This window comes from Zhihengliuella sp., assembly GCF_031178195.1.
Lineage (GTDB): Bacteria > Actinomycetota > Actinomycetes > Actinomycetales > Micrococcaceae > Zhihengliuella.
Map to the genome: position 1 here is coordinate 271,467 of NZ_JAPSJL010000002.1, position 17,259 is coordinate 288,725.

Consider the following 17,259-nt stretch of genomic DNA (forward strand, 5'->3'; position numbering starts at 1 on the left):
CGACCCATGACGAATCTGCCTCCCGCCGGCCCCGCCCCTGACGACTACACGCACCACGGCGAGTACAAGGTGGTCGACGGCAAGCTCGTCGTCGTCGACCTGCGGGTCGAGGAGGGGCGTGTCGCGACGGCCAACGTCAACGGCGACTTCTTCCTGGAGCCCGATGAGGCCCTCGCAGACCTCAATGCCGCCCTCACGGGGCTCCCCGCCGACGCAAGCCACGGAACGCTCGTGGAGGCCGTCGTCCAGGGCCTGCGACCGGAGGCCTCGATGATCGGTTTCGACGCCGCGGCCGTCGCTACCGCTGCTCGCCGTGCACTCGGCCACGCGAGCACCTGGGCGGACCACGAGTGGGAGATCCTCCCGCCGCAGGACCTGCCGATCGCCACCAACGTCGCCCTCGACGAAGTCCTCACCCGGCAGGTCGCAGCCGGGGAGCGGAAGCCGACACTGCGCCTGTGGGACTGGTCCGAGCGCGCCGTGGTCATCGGCAGCTTCCAGTCCCTGCGCAACGAGGTCGACGCCGAGGCGGCCGCCGAGCACGACGTGACCGTCATGCGCCGGATCTCCGGCGGCGGGGCCATGTTCATGGAGTCCGGCAACTGCATCACCTACTCGCTCTACGCGCCGGTCTCGCTGGTGGATGGGCTGAGCTTCGCGGACAGCTACCCGTTCCTCGACGGCTGGGTCATGGAGGCGCTCGCCGCCGTCGGGATCCGGGCGCACTACAAGCCGCTCAACGACATCGCGACCAAGCAGGGCAAGATCGGCGGGGCGGCCCAGAAGCGCCTCGCCAACGGCGGTCTCCTGCACCACGTGACGATGAGCTACGACATCGACGCCGACAAGATGATGCAGGTCCTGCGGATCGGCCGGGAGAAGATCTCGGACAAGGGCATCGCGAGCGCTAGGAAACGCGTCGACCCACTCAAGCGGCAGGCAGGGCGCAGCCGCGAGGAGATCCTCGAGACCATGATGCAGGTCTTCGAGACCCGCTACGGGGCCCGGCGCGCGCGCCTCGATGATGAGACGCTGGGCCGCGCGGAGGCACTCGCCGAGGAGAAATTCCTCGCCCCGGAGTGGATCGGCCGCGTCCCCTAGTCAGTCCTGAGCAGGTCGAGGGCATGCGGCCAGTGTGCCGGCGGACTCAGACGGCGCGTTCCGACCCCACGGGCACGGCGACGGCGGCCGCCTGCGCGGTCAGCGTGCGCTCCAGCGTGTGCGTCTGCTCGACGAGCAGTCGGCGCAGTGCCGCCGGAGCGGCCTCGTGCTCGGCGAGCCACTCGTGGGCGCGCTGGACCACCGGGTGTGCGCGTGCGGCCCGGGCCGCGGAGCCGTCCTCGACACCGAGGCGACCCGTGCCGCCGTCGCCCGGCGCGGCCTCGATGTCCTGGGCGAGCGGGAAGAGGCCCTGGATGATGCGGCTGGCCTGCCCGTTGGACAGGGAGTCCCAGACGCCGGCCAGCGCCGGCCAGTACTCGTCGTAGTGGCCGGCGGTCAGTTCGGGCGCGCCGATCTGGAATCCGGCGGCCGTCGCCGAGAGTACGTCGTTGGAGAGCGGGCGCCCCTCGGGGGTCCGGCCCGTCAGGACGGACCGCCATGCGGCAGCCTTGACCTCCGGTACCGGTCGTGCGGCCGTGGCCGTCGCATGACCGACGGCGGCGACGGCGCTCGGGGCCGTGCCGAGCGCCGCATCCAGTTCGTCCTGACCGATCCGGCCGGCGGCCGCTCCGGCCTGCAGCAGCGCCCAGCGCAGCTGCTCGTCAACCTCCAGCCCGGCGATCGGGGACCGGCGCCCCAGGCGGTCTGCCTCCAGGAGCGCGCCCACGGTGGCCTGCTCCGCGCCGTGCCGGGCGAGTCGGGCGAACGCACGGGCCAGGGCTACCTGGTGGTCCGACCCCGGATCGGCCCTTCCGAGCAGGTCGAGGACTCCCGTGGTCAGCGCGGCGATGGCCCCGCCCCGCACGGTGGACGGGGCGTAGTACTCGAGGGCGGTGGTGGTCTGCTCCAGCAGCAGCTGCAGCACGCCCACCGCCCTGGCCGAGGGGGCGAACCGCAGCACGGCGTCGGCGAACTCCGTCGCCGGGAGCTTGGCGTCCCGGACCATGTTCCACAGGGCCGCCCACGCGGTGGCCTCGGCCAGCGGCTCTCCCAGCTCGGCGACGCGGGCGAGCACGGTGGCGAGGGAGACCTCGTCGAACTCCACCTTGCCGTAGGTGAGGTCCTCGTCGTTGGGCAGGACGACGGCCGGGCGCGGGCCTCCGACCAGCCCGGGCACCGGGACGGAGACGCCGGTCAGTTCGACGGCGTGGCTCCCGGTCCGCCGGAGCCGGCCGTCCTCCACGTCCCACGTCCCGACGCGCAGCACGTGCGGCCGCAGCACCTCTCGCCCGGTCACCGGGTCCACCGACTGCTGCTCCAGCACCGCGGAGGTGACCACGCCGTCGTCGTCCGTCTCCAGGAGCACGCGCAGATCCGCCACGCCCGCGGTCTCGAGCCAGGCCGCGGACCACTCGCGCATGTCCCGGCCCGAGGCCTCGGCCAGCACGGCCAGGAAGTCGTCCAGGGTGGTGTTGCCGAACGCGTGCGCGGCGAAGTACCGGCGCGCCGCGGTGAAGAAGGCGTCCTCGCCCACGTAGGCGGCCAGCTGCTTCAGCACCGAGGCGCCCTTGGCGTAGGTGATGCCGTCGAAGTTCTGCCGCGCCGCCTCCACGTCCGGGATGTCCGCGACGATCGGGTGTGTGCTCGGCAGCTGGTCCTGGACGTACGCCCACGCCTTCCGGCGGTTGGCGAAGGTCACCCACGGCTGGCCGAGGTCGGTGGCGCGCTCCGTGGCGAGCGCCCCCATGTAGTCCGCGAAGGACTCCTTGAGCCACAGGTCGTCCCACCACTCCATGGTGACGAGGTCGCCGAACCACATGTGCGCCATCTCGTGCATCAGTGTGTTGGCGCGCCCCTCGTGCTGCGCGGCCGTGGCACGCGAGGTGAAGACGTAGCGCTCCGTGAACGTGACCAGGCCCGGGTTCTCCATGGCGCCGAGATTGTACTCCGGCACGAACGCCTGATCGTACTTGCCCCACGGGTAGGGGTACTGGAAGAGGCGGTGGAAGAGGTCGAGGCCGCTCTTGGTGACCTCGAAGATGCGGTCCGCGTCGAAGTCCTTCGCCAGCGACGCCCGGCAGGAGGCTCCCAGATCGATGCTGAGCGTGCCGCCGTCGGCCGTCGTCCCGGTCCACTGGTCCGTGACGTAGTGGTAGGGGCCGGCGAGCACGGCGGTGAGGTAGGTGGACATCGGCTCCGTGCGGCGGAAGTGCCACGTGGCCGTGCCGTCGCCGTTGTCGTCCACGCTGGCCACGGCGCCGTTGGAGGCGACGTGCCAGTCGGCGGGGGCCGTCACCACGACGTCGTACGCGGCCTTCAGGTCCGGCTGCTCGAAGTTCGCGAAGACCCGGCGCGCATCGGCCGGCTCGTACTGGGTGTAGAGGTAGGTCTCGCCGTCGGCGGGATCGACGAAGCGGTGCAGTCCCTCGCCGCTGGTCGAGTAGAGGCCGCGGCCGCTGACGACGGCGGTGTTCCGCTCGCGCAGGTCCGGCAGGTGGATGCGGTGCTCGCCGACCACGGTCTCCGGGTCCAGGAGGGTCCCGTTGAGCTCGACGGAGTCGACGCCGCCGTGCAGGAAGTCGAGGAACGTGGACTCGCCGGGACGGGCGCAGGAGAAGGAGACCGTGGTCCGCGAGCCGAAGTGCGGCCGGTCCGGATCCTGGGCCCGCGAGAGGTCCAGCTCCAGCCGGTACGAGACATCGGAGACCAGTCGGGCGCGTCGGGCCGCTTCACTGCGGCTCAGGTTCTTCGAATCCACAGGGCCATTAGACCATGAAAGAACCGTTTGAGATAAGGGCCGCGGCGCCGAGGCCGGCGAGCGCGACGACGATCCAGGCGATCAGGGCGGCCGCAGTGGCCCGCCCGGCGGACCCGACGAGCGCCCGGAGGTCGATCGCGTAGCCGAGCCCGACCAGTGCGGCGCCGAGCAGCAGCTCCTGCACGACCTGCGCGATCTCGAGGACCGCCTCGGGCAGGAGCCCGGTCGCCCGCGCCGCGACCATCAGGGCGAATCCGACGACGAAGCCGGGCACGAGCGGCGGCAGGGACCCGCCGGCCGCGGGGGCTGCGGGAACCGGTTCCGGGTCCGGGCGAGCCGACGCGGACGCCACCGGTGCGCCGGCAGCCCGTGCCGCGCCTCCCGGCGCGCCGGACGCGCTGCGCCGGGCCGACCATGCGCCGAGCATGGCGAGCGGTGCGAGGGCGAGAACGCGCAGGAGCTTGACGACGACGGCCGCCGCGAGCGCCGTCGTCCCAGCGGTGGCGGCGGCTTGCGCGGACCCCGCCTGTGCGGCGGCGTCGGCGATGTCCGCCGTGGCGACCACCTGGCCGACGTCGTGCACGGAGGCTCCGACCCAGTGGCCGAAGGTCTCCGGGCCGAGCCCGAGCACGGTGTTCAGCAGCGGCAGGGCCGCGATGGACAGGGTCCCGCACAGCGTCACGAGGGCCAGGGGGATGGAGGCGTCGCGGGCGGTGCCGCGCGCCTGGCTGACGGCGCCGATCGCGCTCGCGCCGCAGATCGAGAAGCCGGCGGCCAGGAGGGTCGGCTGGTCGCCGGGCAGGCGGAGCGCCTTGGCCGTCGCCCAGGTGCCGGCGAACGCGACGACGACGACGCCGAGCACGGCCGTGATCCCGACCAGGCCGAGGGCGGCGACGTCGGCGAGCACCAGCTGCAGGCCGAGCAGGACGATGCCGGCGCGCATGAGCAGGGTGCCGGCGTAGTCCATCCCGGGGGAGAGGGCCGCGCCGGGGCCGCTGGACCGGCCCCGGCCCCGGAGGACGTTCCCCAGCACGGCGCCCGCCGCCACGCAGAGCGTCATCGCCGGGATGGCCGGCAGCGCCGCCGCGGCGACGAACGCCAGCGCGACGACGACCCCCGCCCCGGCCAGGCCCGGCAGCGCCGCCGGGCCGGGCAGCAGGGCGCGCAGCTGCCGCCGCAGCGACGCGCGGCCCCGGGCACCTGCTCGGCCCCGTGGGCCGTCCGCCGCCGGGTCGGGCCGGCTCGTCACCAGGGCGACCTCGCGTAGTCCTTGAGGAAGCATCCGTAGAGGTCCAGCCCGGCCTCGCCGGCGACGACGGGGTGGTAGACGCGGGCCGCGCCGTCGATCAGGTCCAGCGGGGCGTGCCAGCCGTCGGCGGCGTGGCGGAACTTGTCGTCGTGGGGCCGCTCGTCCGTGATCCAGCCGGTGTCCACGGCGGTCATGAGGATCTTGTCCTCGGTGAAGAGTTCCTCGGCGCTGGTCCGGGTGAGCATGTTCAGCCCCGCCTTGGCCATGTTGGTGTGCGGGTGTCCGGCCCCCTTGTAGCGGCGCGAGAACTGTCCCTCCATCGCCGAGACGTTCACGATGTACTTCCGTCGGGCGTCCGAGGCCGCCAGTGCGGGTCGGAGGCGGCTGGCCAGCAGGAAGGGCGCCGTCACGTTGCAGAGCTGGACCTCGAGGAGCTCCAGCGGGTCGACCTCGCCCAGGACCTGCGTCCAGCTGTTCTGGCTCACGATGTCGGGCACCAGGCCCCCGGCGTCGATCGCCGTGCCGGCGTCGATGCGCTCGAGGGTCGCGGAGCCGGCGGTCATGGCGAGCTCGGCGAGGCGCACCGGGTCCATGGCCTCCGTCTGGGTCAGCTCGGTGGCCTGCAGGTGGAACGCGGCGGCGAGGGCCTTGGGGTGCTCCTGCGGCGAGTGACCGCCGCCGAGGACCTCGGGACCGCCGTGGGCCGGGGTGAGCTCGGGGGGCAGCGGCCGCGACTCGTTCTCGACTAGATGGCGGTAGGAGCCGGCCGAGCGCCGGACCGTCTGCGCGGCGTTGTTGATCAGGATGTCGAGCGGGCCGTCGGCGGCCACACGGTCGGCCAGCGAGATCACCTGGGCGGGGTCGCGCAGGTCGATGCCCACGATGCACAGGCGGTGCAGCCAGTCGCCAGAGTCCTCGACGGCGGCGAACCGGCGGGCGGCGTCGTGCGGGAACCGGGTGGTGATGGTGGTGCGGGCGCCGTCGCGCAGCAGCCGCAGCGCGATGTGCATCCCGATCTTGGCCCGGCCGCCGGTGAGGAGGGCGCGCCGTCCCGTCAGGTCCGTGCGCGCGCTGCGCCACGCCCGGCCGGCCTCGGCGCACTCCGGGCACAGGGCATGGTGGAACGCATCCGCACGGGTGTAGTCCCGCTTGCAGACGTAGCAGCCGCGGGGGCGGATGTACTCGCCGGCGCTGTCGCCATCGGTGCCCGAGCTCAACGGCAGGCCGAGCGTCTCGTCGTCGAGCCGGTCCGGCGCGCCGGTGGCGGTCCGCTCGGCCACGGCGCGGTCGTGCTCCTGCACCTCCCGGCGCGCGACGGCCTTGCGGTAGCGCTTGACCTCCTTGAACATGCGGCTGGTGCCGCGACGCACGGCGATGAACCGCTCGTCGTCGTCGGGGAGGGTGTGGACGGCGCCGAGGACGCGCAGGCACGTCTCGAGGTCGGCGTCGGTGAAATCGGGGGCCGCGTCGGAGACGACAGCGTCCGCTGCGGCGGACCCGGGGATGTGCTGGGCATCGGTCATGACGGTAGAACTTTACCGGCCCGGCCGGAGCCACGCCCCCACGGGGCCGCGTCGCCCCGCCCCGGACATCGCCAACACGGGCAGGGGAGACCGGGGGCAGGGCGGGTGCCTGCTACGGCCCCCCGGCTACTGCGCGCCCCGGGCGGGGGAGGACAGGGCGGTGTCCGGCTCGACGACGCGGCGCTTGCTGATGACCGTCAGGCCGGAGTCGGTGACGACGAACCCGCGGGCCCGGTCCGCCTCCGGGTCCACGCCGATGGTGGCCCCCGGCGGGACGACCACCTGCTTGTCGAGGATCGCCCGGCGGACCACGGCTCCGGCACCGATCCTCACATCGTCCAGCAGCACGGAGTCGGAGACTTCGGCACCGAGCCCGACCGCGACGTCGGTGGAGAGGACCGACCGCTCCACCTGCCCGCCGGAGATGACGACGCCGTGGGACAGGAGGGAGTCGTGGGCGGTGCCAGGCGTGCCGTCCTCCCCGTGGACCAGCTTGGCCGGCGGCGACGCCGTCTGCCGGGTGAAGAGCGGCCACTCGTGGTTGTACAGGTTGAACGCCGGGACCGCGGACAGCAGATCCATGTGCGCCTCGTAGTAGGAGTCCAGTGTCCCCACGTCGCGCCAGTACCGCAGCGGCGTGGGTTCCTCGCCCGGCACCGGATTGGTCGAGAAGTCGTAGACGGCGCAGTCGCCGCGGTCGACGAACGAGGGGATGATGTCCCCGCCCATGTCGTGCGCCGTCTCCTCGCGCCGGGCATCGGCCTCGAGCGCCTCGATCAGCGCGTCGGTGGTGAAGATGTAGTTGCCCATGGAGGCCAGGAACATCGACGGATCGTCGGGCAGGCCCGGGGTGGTCGGAGGCTTCTCGACGAAGCGCGCGATGCGGCCGGGGCGCTCCGGGTCGACCTCGATGACGCCGAACTGGTCGGCCAGCTTCACGGGCTGGCGCACCGCGGCGACCGAGGCATTCGCACCCGAGGCGATGTGCGCCTCCAGCATCGACGAGAAGTCCATCCGGTAGACGTGGTCCGCGCCGACGACCAGGACGTAGTCCGGCTGCGCGTCGTGGATGAGGTTCATCGACTGGTGGATCGCGTTGGCCGAACCGAGGAACCATTCCTTGCCGAGCCGCTGCTGCGCCGGGACGGAGGCCACGTAGTGGCCCAGATGCGTGGACATCCGCCAGGTCTCGGAGATGTGTCGGTCCAGGGAGTGGGATTTGTACTGGGTGAGGACCACCACCTGTCGGTAGCCCGAGTTCACGACGTTGGAGAGCGCGAAATCGATCAGTCGATAGGCGCCCGCGAACGGGACGGCGGGTTTGGCTCGGTCCTCCGTCAGCGGCATGAGGCGCTTGCCCTCTCCACCAGCGAGGACGACGGCGAGTACGCGGCACTTGGGCATGAGTTACTCCAATGTCCATCGGGCGACCGGCGCGGGTCGAGCGAGGCCTGATCCACGCCGTGATCTGTGACAAAACCCTATGTGACTTCGCCCGCACCGGCTACGTTAGGACCGTGCGAGTAGACATTGTTACCAAAGAGTTCCCTCCGACCATCTACGGCGGCGCCGGCGTCCACGTGGCCGAGCTGACGCGCGTGCTCGCGTCACGGGCGGACGTGCGGATCCACGCCTTCGGCGAGCCCCGTCCCGACGAGTACCACGGGGCGCGGGTGAGCAGCTACGCCGCGCCCGCGGAGCTGGAGGGCGCGAATGCGGCCGTCCAGACCCTCGGCACCGACCTGCTGATGCTGGAGGACCTGGCCGGCGCCGACGTCGTCCACTCCCATACCTGGTACGCCAACATGGCCGGACATCTGGGCGGGCTCCTCCACGCCGTCCCGCACGTGGTCAGCGCCCACTCGCTCGAGCCCCTGCGCCCGTGGAAGGCCGAGCAGCTCGGCGGCGGATACGCGCTGAGCTGCTGGGCGGAGCGCACCGCCTACCACGGCGCCGCAGCCATCATCGCGGTCTCGGCGGGCATGCGGGCGGACATCCTGCGCGCCTACCCCGACGTCGATCCGGACCGGGTGCACGTGGTGCACAACGGCGTCGACGTGGAGGCATGGCGCCCCGTGCCCGCGACGAACGCGCTCGAGCGCTACGGCATCGATCCCGCCGGCCGCTCGGTGGCGTTCGTCGGCCGCATCACCCGGCAGAAGGGACTGCCGTTCCTGCTGCGTGCGGCCGCCGAGCTGCCAGCGGACGTCCAGCTGGTGCTCTGCGCCGGCGCCGCCGACACCCCCGAGCTCGCCGCGGAGGTCTCCGAGCTCATCGACGGCCTCCAGCGCAGCCGCGGGAACGTGGTGCTGATCGAGAAGATGCTCCCCCGGGAGGAGGTCATGCAGGTGCTCACGCACGCCACCGTCTTCGCCTGCCCCTCGATCTACGAGCCCCTCGGCATCGTCAATCTCGAGGCCATGGCGTGCGGCACCGCCGTCGTGGCCACCGCCACCGGCGGCATCCCCGAGGTCGTCGACGACGGGAGCACCGGCTACCTGGTCCCCGTCGAGCAGCACGACGACGGGACCGGCACGCCCGTCAACCCGCAGGAGTTCATCGCCGGCTTCGCCGCCGCGCTCAACCGGGCCCTCGAGGACCCCGCGGAGGCCGAGCGGATGGGAGCCCGCGGCCGGGAGCGGGCGGCACGGAACTTCTCGTGGGATGCGATCGCCGACCACACGCTCGAGGTGTACCGGGCGGCGCTCGCCGGCCACTGACGCGGGTCCATCGACGCCGTCGACGGGCAGCTGGACGCTCCGGCGCCGCAGGGGCCCGGCAGACCGGAACGACCGGCCGGCCGGGCCCCTGCGCTGCCCGCTGAGCCCGTGCCCCAGGCCAGGCACCGGCGCCGCGCGGTCAGCCCCGCGAGTGCCCGGCCCGGGCCTTGGGGCCCCGCTCCTTCAGCCTCGCCTTCTCCGACGCGCGGCGGCGGGCGATCAGTACCTTCTCGTCCACCGGGGCCTCCGCCGAGGCGCGGAGCCGGCGGTAGTAGGCGCGGGCCTCGTCCTGGCGCTCGGCCTCGATGCCGGTGGCGATCTCCGCCCGCAGGTGCTCCGGGCCGTAGCCGAACGCGTCCACCAGGTCCTGGGCGTGCGGGCGCAGCCGGGAGAGCAGACGGTTGATGTACGGACCCAGGGTGCGGGCCCGCTGCCCGGAGAGCCGCCCGTTCATCAGGTACCAGTCGAGGTCGCGCTCGATCAGGCACAGTCCGAACAGGTCGCGCAGCCAGGTCAGCACGGACTCGGTGCCCGGGTCCTCCACGGCGTCGACCTGGCGCGTGAAGGCCTCCCACTGCAGGAGCTCGCCGTGCGCGCGGGCCGCAGCGATGATCCGGTCCTGATGGGCGTTGAACAGCGCGGCCGCCTCGGCCTGCGGCCGCTTGGAGGCGCCCTTCAGCTCGCCGGCCACCTCCGCGACCATCGACCGGACCCGGTCTGCGAGCAGGTCCCGCTGGGTCTGCGGGTCCTTCAGGAAGTTCGCGCTGCGCTTCTCGCTGCCGGCGTCGGTCCACGACTGGGCCAGCTGCCGCAGTCCCCAGCGGTTCAGCGCCACGTCCTCGGCCTGACGCACCGCATACCGCGCGAGCACGCCGGCGTCGAGCCGGCGGAACTCCTCGGCGTAGTCCGCCAGCAGTCGCTTGGCCACCAGCTGCAGCAGCACGTTGTTGTCGCCCTCGAACGTCACATACACGTCCAGGTCCTGGCGCAGCGACGTGAACCGGTTCTTGGTGATGAACCCTGCCCCGCCGCACGCCTCGCGGCACTCCTGCAGGATGTCCAGGGCGTTCCACGTGGAGAGCGGCTTCAGTGCGGCCGCGAGGGTCTCCAGGTCCTGGCGCGCCTCGTCGGTGTCGCGCTCGCCGGAGAAGACCTGGTCGAACGTCTCCAGCAGCTCCTCGTGCGCGAAGCTCATCGCGTACGTCGTCGCGATCCGCGGCAGCAGCCGGCGCTGGTGCCGCTGGTAGTCCAGCAGGACCTCCTCGTCCGTGTCGGAGGAGGCGTTGAACTGGCGCCGCTGGTTCGCGTAGGTGACGGCGATCTGCAGGGCGACCTTGGACGCCGCCGTCGCAGCGCCGTCGAGCGACACGCGGCCCTGCACGAGCGTGCCGAGCATCGTGAAGAAGCGCCGCCCCGGGCTCTCGATGGGGGACGAGTACGTGCCGTCCGCGGCGACGTCCCCGTACCGATTGAGCAGGTTGGTCCGGGGGATGCGCACCTGGTCGAAGTGCAGGCGCCCGTTGTCGATGCCGTTGAGCCCGCCCTTCAGGCCGTCGTCCTCGCCGCCGACACCGGGCAGGAACCCGTCGGCGTCGCGGATCGGGACGTAGAAGGCGTGGACCCCGTGGTTGACGCCCCGGGTGATCAGCTGCGCGAACACGACGGCCGCCGTGCCGTGCACACCGGCGTTCCCGAGGAACTCCTTCCACGCCGCCCGGAAGGGCGTGTGCAGCACGAACTCCTCCGCGTCGGGATCGTAGGTCGCCGTCGTCCCGATGGCGGCCACGTCCGAGCCGTGCCCGATCTCCGTCATCGCGAACGCGCCCGGGATCTCCAGGCTCATGATGCCCGGCAGCCACTGGTCGTGGTGCTCGCGGGTGCCCAGGTGCAGCACCGCGGACCCGAACAGGCCCCACTGCACCCCCGCCTTGATCTGCAGCGACGGGTCGGCGACCACCAGCTCCTCGAACCCGGCGATGTTCCCGCCGTGATTGTCCGAGCCGCCGAGCCGCTCCGGGAACGCCCGGTGCACCGCCTTCTGCTCCACCAGGTAACCGAGCTGCTCGAACACCCGTTGCCGGTGCTCGGCCAGACCCAGCCCCTCGACGCGGTGCGTCTCGGGGCGCGCCGACAGCTCGCGCGCCGTCCGACGGGTCTCGGCCCACCGGCCGAGGAGCTGCTCGCCGAGCGCGGCGACGTCGATGCGGGGGTCCGCGACCTCTGCGGTAGGAATCTCCTGGCTCATCTACTGGCCTTTCGTGTGGGGGCGGCCGATGCCGTGCACCAGCCAGCCGGTCAGGATTTCGGTCATCTCGCCATGACTCGGACGGGTCGGCGACTCGGTCTCGCGCAGCCACGCCTCGCCCGCCGCGCGCACCATGCCGATCGCGGCCTGCGGCCAGAACTGCGCTCGCCGCGAGGCCTCCTCGCCACTGGTGCCGGGATCGCGGAGCAGGTAGTGCGTCAGGGACTCGGCGACGAGGGCGGTGACGTCCCGGAAGAACGTGTCCAGCGGCTCCTCGGCACCGTCCTGGGCACCCGCCAGGGGGTCGTGGTCCACCGCGGTGACGAAGAAGTACACGTTCGGCGAGCTCTCGGCGAGCTCGAGGTAGGCGCCGACCATCCGGCGCAGCCCCTCCTCCTCGGTGGGTGCCGCCTTGGCGGCGCCCACGACGGCGGCGCGCATCTGCTGCACGACGACGGCGCCGAGGTCCCGCCGCAGACCGGACTTGTCGCCGAAGTAGCGGTAGAACACGGACTTGGACGTGTTGGCGAAGGCGGCGATCTCTTCCATGGAGGCGGACGGGCCGAAGCGGTGCACGGCCTTGCGCGCGAGCCGGAGGAGCTCGGTGCGCCGGGCCTCCCGGTGCGCGTCCCAGCGCTGGCTGCGGCCGTCGCGGGTGCCGCCCGGGTCCGGAGGTGTGTCGGATGTCGAGTTCACGATACTGAGCGTATCAGGTAAGCTCGGTCACAGTGATGCATGCCGGTCGCACCGGCCCGCATCTGAATCGCAGTCTCCACCGCAGGAGGAACCCATGGCCAGCAGCGCCCCATCCGCACCGCAGCACCCGACCACCGGCGCGAGGACCGTGCGCGACGCCGTCGTCATCGGCGGCAACCGCATCCCGTTCGCCCGGGCGAACGGCAAGTACGCAGACGCGTCCAACCAGGACATGCTCACGGCGGCGCTCGACGGTCTCGTGGCCCGGTTCGGGCTGCAGGGCGAGCGGATCGGCGCCGTCGCCGCCGGTGCCGTGCTGAAGCACTCCCGCGACTTCAATCTGGTGCGCGAGGCGGTGCTCGGCACGGCCCTCGACCCCGCCACGCCCGCCTACGACGTCCAGATGGCCTGCGCCACCGGCATGGAGGCCATCGGGTCGCTGGCCAACAAGATCAAGCTCGGCCAGCTCGACTCCGCGATCGGCGGCGGAGTGGACACCACCTCCGACGCCCCCATCGCCGTGAGCGAGGGGCTGCGCCGGGTCCTGCTGGAGTTCTCCCGCGCTCGCAGCGGCAAGCAGCGCCTCGCCGCGCTGTCCAAGTTCCGCCCGAAGGACCTGGCGCCCAACGCGCCGGGCACGGGCGAGCCCCGCACCGGCCTGTCGATGGGCGAGCACCAGGCCCTGACCACCGCCGCGTGGGGCATCACCCGTGAGGCGCAGGACGAGCTGGCGCTGGCCAGCCACCAGAACCTCGCAGCGGCCTACGACCGCCACTTCTTCGACGATCTGATCACCGAGTACCGGGGTCTCTCGCGGGACAACAACCTGCGCGCGGACACGACGCTGGAGAAGCTCGGGACCCTCAAGCCCGTCTTCGGCAAGGACCTCGGCTCCAAGGCGACGATGACGGCCGGCAACTCGACGCCGCTGACCGACGGCGCGTCGGCTGTGCTGCTGGGCTCCGAGGAGTACGCCCGCCAGCACGACCTGCCGATGCTGGCGAACTTCGTCGACTTCGAGGCCGGTGCCGTCGATTTCGTCCACGGCCGCGAGGGGCTCCTCATGGCGCCGGCGTACGCCGTCCCGCGCCTGCTCGAGCGCAACGGCCTGACGCTGCAGGACTTCGACTTCTACGAGATCCACGAGGCCTTCGCCGGCACCGTGCTCTCCACGCTCGCCGCGTGGGAGGACGAGGACTTCTGCCGCAACAAGCTCGGCCTCGATGCCGCGCTGGGTCCGATCGACCGCAGCCGGCTCAACGTCGCGGGCTCGTCCCTGGCCGCCGGCCACCCGTTCGCCGCCACCGGCGGCCGCATCGTCGCCACGCTGGCCAAGCTCCTGCACGAGAAGGGCTCCGGCCGCGGACTGATCTCGGTCTGCGCCGCCGGCGGCCAGGGCGTCGTCGCGATCCTGGAGGCACGCTAGATGACCAACCGCTACCAGAAGCTCGTCAGCGCCGGCCCCGCCAAGGAGGTCGCCAAGAGACTCGGGCTGCCCCGCCCCGCCGAGCTCCGTCGCTACCGTCCGAGCGAGCCGCTCGTCCCCGGGCCCGTGCTGGTCCTCGGCTCCGGCGCCAGCGCCGAGCCGGTCTCCGAGCAGCTGCTCGCCTGGGGCCTCGATGTCTACCGGCACCAGCCGCAGGGCCGCCGCCTCGGCGCGGTCATCGTCGCGTACGACGACGTCTCCCACCCGGGCGACCTCGCAGACGCCGCCCTCGAGCTCGGGCCGGCGGTCCGCCAGCTCGCCCCGAGCGGGCGCGTGATCACCGTCTCCCGGCCGGCCCGGGCCGGGGACGCCCCGGCCGTCGCCGCGGCGCGCCGCGGAGTCGAGGGCCTGCTGCGCTCGCTCGCCCGGGAGCTGCGCGGGGGAGCCACCGGCAACGGCATCCTCCTGGCCGAGGGCGTCGGGGCCGGGGCCCCGAGCGCCCTGGCCGCGTTGCGCTTCCTGCTCTCCGGCCGCAGCGCCTACGTGGACGGTCAGTTCCTCTCCGTCGGCAGCGAGAACGGGGCTGCGCCCGAGGACTGGGACCGTCCCCTGGCGGGCAGGGTCGCCGTCGTCACCGGCGCGGCCCGCGGGATCGGCGCGGCCATCGCCCGCGTCCTCGCCCGCGACGGCGCCAAGATCGTGGCCGTCGACGTCCCCGCCGCCGGCGGGGCTCTCACCTCGGTGGCGAACGAGGTCCGTGGAACGGCGCTGCAGCTCGATATCACCCGCGCCGACGCCGGCCACCTGATCCTCGAGCACGCGCTCGAGCGGCACGGCGGGCTCGATATTGTGGTCCACAACGCGGGCATCACGCGCGACAAGCTGCTCGTGAACATGGACGAGGCGCGGTGGAAGTCGGTGCTCGCCGTGAATATCGAGTCCCAGCTGCGGATGAACGAGGCCTTCCTCGGTGCCGGCCGGGACGGGCTGCGCATCGTGTCCCTGGCCTCGACCAGCGGCATCGCGGGCAACCGCGGGCAGACCAACTACGCCGCCTCCAAGGCGGGTGTCATGGGCATGGTCGAGGCCTCGGCGGCCGATTTCGCCGCGATCGGCGGCGGGATCAACGCGGTGGCTCCCGGCTTCATCGAGACGGACATGACCGCGAAGGTCCCCGTCCCGACGCGAGCGGTCGCCCGCCTGCTGATGCCTTCGCTGATGCAGGGCGGTCTGCCGGTGGACGTGGCCGAGGCCATCGCGTTCCTCGCCTCCGACGCGGCAGCCGGCATCAACGGCGAGACGCTGCGCGTCTGCGGCCAGAGCCTGATCGGACGGTGAGCGTCGTGGAGGACCGCCGGACCATCGTCCTGGACCAGGCACCGCCGCTCGCCCGCAGCTATGCCGCGGCCGCGCGGAAGGCGGCCGCGTCGGCCGTCCCCGGACTCGGCCGAAGCGCGCGCGGCGCCGGCGGCCAGGAGCTCCCTCCCGTCGCGCACCGCGTCGGCGGGGTGCGGGCCGAGCGCTCCCGGCTAGCCCGGTACCAACGACTCATGGGCGATACGCTGCGGGACTCCCTGCCCTCGGTGTTCGTGCACGGCCTGGCGTTCCCGATCGCGATGGGCGTGCTGGTGGCCGACGACTTCCCGCTGCCGCTGCTGGGAATGGTGCATCTGGCCAACCGGGTGGAGCACCGCCGGACGATCGGCGCCGACGAGGCGCTGACGGTTACCGCGTGGGCGGAGAACCTGCGTCCGCACTTCGCCGGGACCCAGGTCGACGTCGTCGCCGAGGTCTCCGCGCCGGGCGGCGCCGACGGGGACGCATCTGCGGCGGGGGCCGGATCCGACGTCGTCTGGCGGGGCGTCTCGACGTATCTGGCCAGGGGCGTCGACGCCCCCGGCGCGGTGCGGCCCCAGCGGCCGTCCCGGCCGGACTTCGACGCGCCGATGAGGACGGGCCAGTGGCGTCTGCCCGCGGACACGGGCCGGGAGTACGCCAGCATCCTCGGCGACTGGAACCCGATCCACCTGAGCAGCCTGTCGGCGAGAGCCCTCGGCATGAAGCGGCACATCGCGCACGGGATGTACTCGGCCGGCCGGGCGCTGGCCTCGACCGCGCCGGTCGCGGGCGGCTACACGTGGTCGATCGAGTTCGAGGCCCCCGTCTTCCTGCCCGCGACGGTCCAGTTCGCCGTCGCCGATGCGGCGGAGGCAGGACCCGGGGCGCTGCAGTTCACGGGTTTCAAGCGCGGAGCCTCGCGCCCGTACTTCTCCGGGACGGTCGCTCCGCGCTGACACGGTCGTAGATCCCGAGGGTCGTCGCCGCCGCCGTCTCCCAGGCGAAGGCGGCGGCCTGCACGACGGCGGCGCTCCCCATCCGCGCGAGCACCCCGCGGTCACGGCTCAGGTCAGCCAGCGCCCGGGCCCAGTCCGCGGGCTGCTGCCCGGCGATCAGGCGCCCGGTCCGGCCGTCCGCCACCGTGTGGCGCAGGCCCCCCACGGCGTTCGCGAGGACCGGGGTTCCGCAGGCCTGCGCCTCCGCGGCGACCAGGCCGAAGGACTCGCTGTAGGAGGGCACCGCCGCCACATCGGCGGCCCGGAACCACTGCGCCAGCTCCTCGGCTCGCCGCGGGGGAACGAGCCGGATCCGCAGTCTGGGGGAGTCCTCGGGCAGGAGCTCGGCGAGGTCCAGGTGGTCGGGGCCGGACTGGTGCCCGATCAGCGCTACGTCGAAGCGCACGCCCGGATCCAGCTCGACGGCTTGCTGGAGCGCCTCCAGCAGCAGGTGCGGGCCCTTCAGGCGCTGGATGCGACCGGCGAACACGACGCGCAGCGCGGAGGGGCCGCACGGCCCCTGCGCGAACCAGCTGGCCGGGCCGTGCGGACGGAAGACCTCGTGGTCGACACCCGGCGGCACCAGGGAGATGCGGCCCCGATCAGCGCCGTAGAGGGACTCCAGGTCCTCGACTTCGCTCGGCGTGTTGGCCGTCAGAGCGGTCGCCGAGCCGGCCAGGAGGTCCTCCGCCGCGAGTCGGCGGGCAGGCTCCACAGCCGTCGCATCGTCGCGGAGTTTGACCCGGGCCATCGTGTGCATGGTGTGGACGAGCGGCGCGTCCCACCGCTCGGCCAGCTCCAGGCCGGCGAGGCCCGAGACCCAGTAGTGGCTGTGCACGACGTCGGGGGACTCTCCCGTGGTCCGGTACCAAGCGGCGATGCGCTCGACGATCTCACCGACGTGCCCCGCGAGCGACGTCTTGGTCACCGACTCCGGGCCCACCGGCACGTGGTGGACCGACACGCCGGGGACGGTGCGGGCCGTGGTGATCGTGGAGGCGCCGGTCGCGGCCGCCGGAACGCGGGTGAAGACGTCGACCTCGACACCGAGGCGGCCCAGATGCTCGGAGAGCTGAGCGACGTAGACGTTCAGGCCCCCGGCGTCCCCGGAGCCGGGCTGGTCCAGCGGCGAGGTGTGCAGGGAGAGCATCGCGACGTGGCGCGTCCTCGCCCCGGGAGCGGCTGCGGAGTGCACGAGCAGGCCTCGG

Annotated in this window: 12 protein-coding genes; 5 read left to right on the forward strand and 7 right to left on the reverse strand. The window is 72.8% G+C overall.

Annotated elements, in window-relative coordinates:
- Positions 1–6 precede the first annotated feature (6 nt).
- Complete coding sequence (locus tag RIN46_RS03890; protein WP_309079886.1) at positions 7–1,101, forward strand: biotin/lipoate A/B protein ligase family protein; 1,095 nt, start codon at positions 7–9, stop codon at positions 1,099–1,101.
- Positions 1,102–1,147: 46 nt separating this feature from the next.
- On the opposite strand, the gene pepN is transcribed toward RIN46_RS03890, so the two are convergent.
- The 4 genes from pepN to glgC form a co-directional block, all read right to left on the reverse strand.
- On the reverse strand, positions 1,148–3,859 hold the full coding sequence (gene pepN, locus RIN46_RS03895; RefSeq protein WP_309079885.1) for an aminopeptidase N: 2,712 nt from the start codon (positions 3,857–3,859) through the stop codon (positions 1,148–1,150).
- 7 nt (positions 3,860–3,866) lie between these two features.
- Positions 3,867–5,108 (reverse strand): putative sulfate exporter family transporter, encoded by a 1,242-nt coding sequence (locus RIN46_RS03900; RefSeq protein ID WP_309109438.1) that lies wholly within the window; start codon positions 5,106–5,108, stop codon positions 3,867–3,869.
- Entirely contained in the window at positions 5,105–6,631 is a 1,527-nt protein-coding gene (locus tag RIN46_RS03905) for an SDR family NAD(P)-dependent oxidoreductase (protein ID WP_309079883.1), read from the reverse strand. Before RIN46_RS03905 ends, RIN46_RS03900 begins: the two co-directional genes overlap by 4 nt.
- 126 nt (positions 6,632–6,757) lie before the next feature.
- Positions 6,758–8,035, reverse strand: a complete 1,278-nt coding sequence (glgC, locus tag RIN46_RS03910; RefSeq protein ID WP_309079882.1) for a glucose-1-phosphate adenylyltransferase — start codon at positions 8,033–8,035, stop codon at positions 6,758–6,760.
- Between the two features lie 113 nt (positions 8,036–8,148).
- Between glgC and glgA the strand changes: the two genes are divergently transcribed.
- Positions 8,149–9,351 carry a glycogen synthase gene (gene glgA, locus RIN46_RS03915; RefSeq protein ID WP_309079881.1) on the forward strand — a complete coding sequence of 401 codons (1,203 nt, stop codon included), beginning with the start codon at positions 8,149–8,151 and terminating at the stop codon, positions 9,349–9,351.
- Positions 9,352–9,490: 139 nt separating this feature from the next.
- On the opposite strand, the gene RIN46_RS03920 is transcribed toward glgA, so the two are convergent.
- Both RIN46_RS03920 and RIN46_RS03925 read right to left on the reverse strand, forming a co-directional pair.
- Positions 9,491–11,596 (reverse strand): acyl-CoA dehydrogenase, encoded by a 2,106-nt coding sequence (locus tag RIN46_RS03920; RefSeq protein WP_309079880.1) that lies wholly within the window; start codon positions 11,594–11,596, stop codon positions 9,491–9,493.
- Positions 11,597–12,292, reverse strand: a complete 696-nt coding sequence (locus tag RIN46_RS03925) for a TetR/AcrR family transcriptional regulator (RefSeq protein ID WP_309079879.1) — start codon at positions 12,290–12,292, stop codon at positions 11,597–11,599.
- Positions 12,293–12,386: 94 nt separating this feature from the next.
- On the opposite strand from RIN46_RS03925, the gene RIN46_RS03930 reads away from it, so the two are divergent.
- Genes RIN46_RS03930 through RIN46_RS03940 form a run of 3 tightly spaced genes read left to right on the forward strand, consistent with a single transcriptional unit; the run spans position 12,387 to position 16,012 of the window.
- Positions 12,387–13,718 (forward strand): acetyl-CoA C-acetyltransferase, encoded by a 1,332-nt coding sequence (locus tag RIN46_RS03930; protein WP_309079878.1) that lies wholly within the window; start codon positions 12,387–12,389, stop codon positions 13,716–13,718.
- Positions 13,719–15,056: a 3-oxoacyl-ACP reductase gene (locus tag RIN46_RS03935; protein ID WP_309079877.1), complete on the forward strand. Its 1,338-nt coding sequence runs from the start codon at positions 13,719–13,721 to the stop codon at positions 15,054–15,056.
- Complete coding sequence (locus tag RIN46_RS03940; RefSeq protein ID WP_309079876.1) at positions 15,053–16,012, forward strand: MaoC/PaaZ C-terminal domain-containing protein; 960 nt, start codon at positions 15,053–15,055, stop codon at positions 16,010–16,012. Before RIN46_RS03935 ends, RIN46_RS03940 begins: the two co-directional genes overlap by 4 nt.
- On the opposite strand, the gene RIN46_RS03945 is transcribed toward RIN46_RS03940, so the two are convergent.
- The gene (locus tag RIN46_RS03945; protein ID WP_309079875.1) at positions 15,960–17,246 is read right to left on the reverse strand and encodes a glycosyltransferase; all 1,287 of its coding nucleotides are present in this window, start codon (positions 17,244–17,246) and stop codon (positions 15,960–15,962) included. The two genes, RIN46_RS03940 and RIN46_RS03945, sit on opposite strands and share 53 nt — an antisense overlap.
- Between the last annotated feature and the right edge of the window lie 13 nt (positions 17,247–17,259).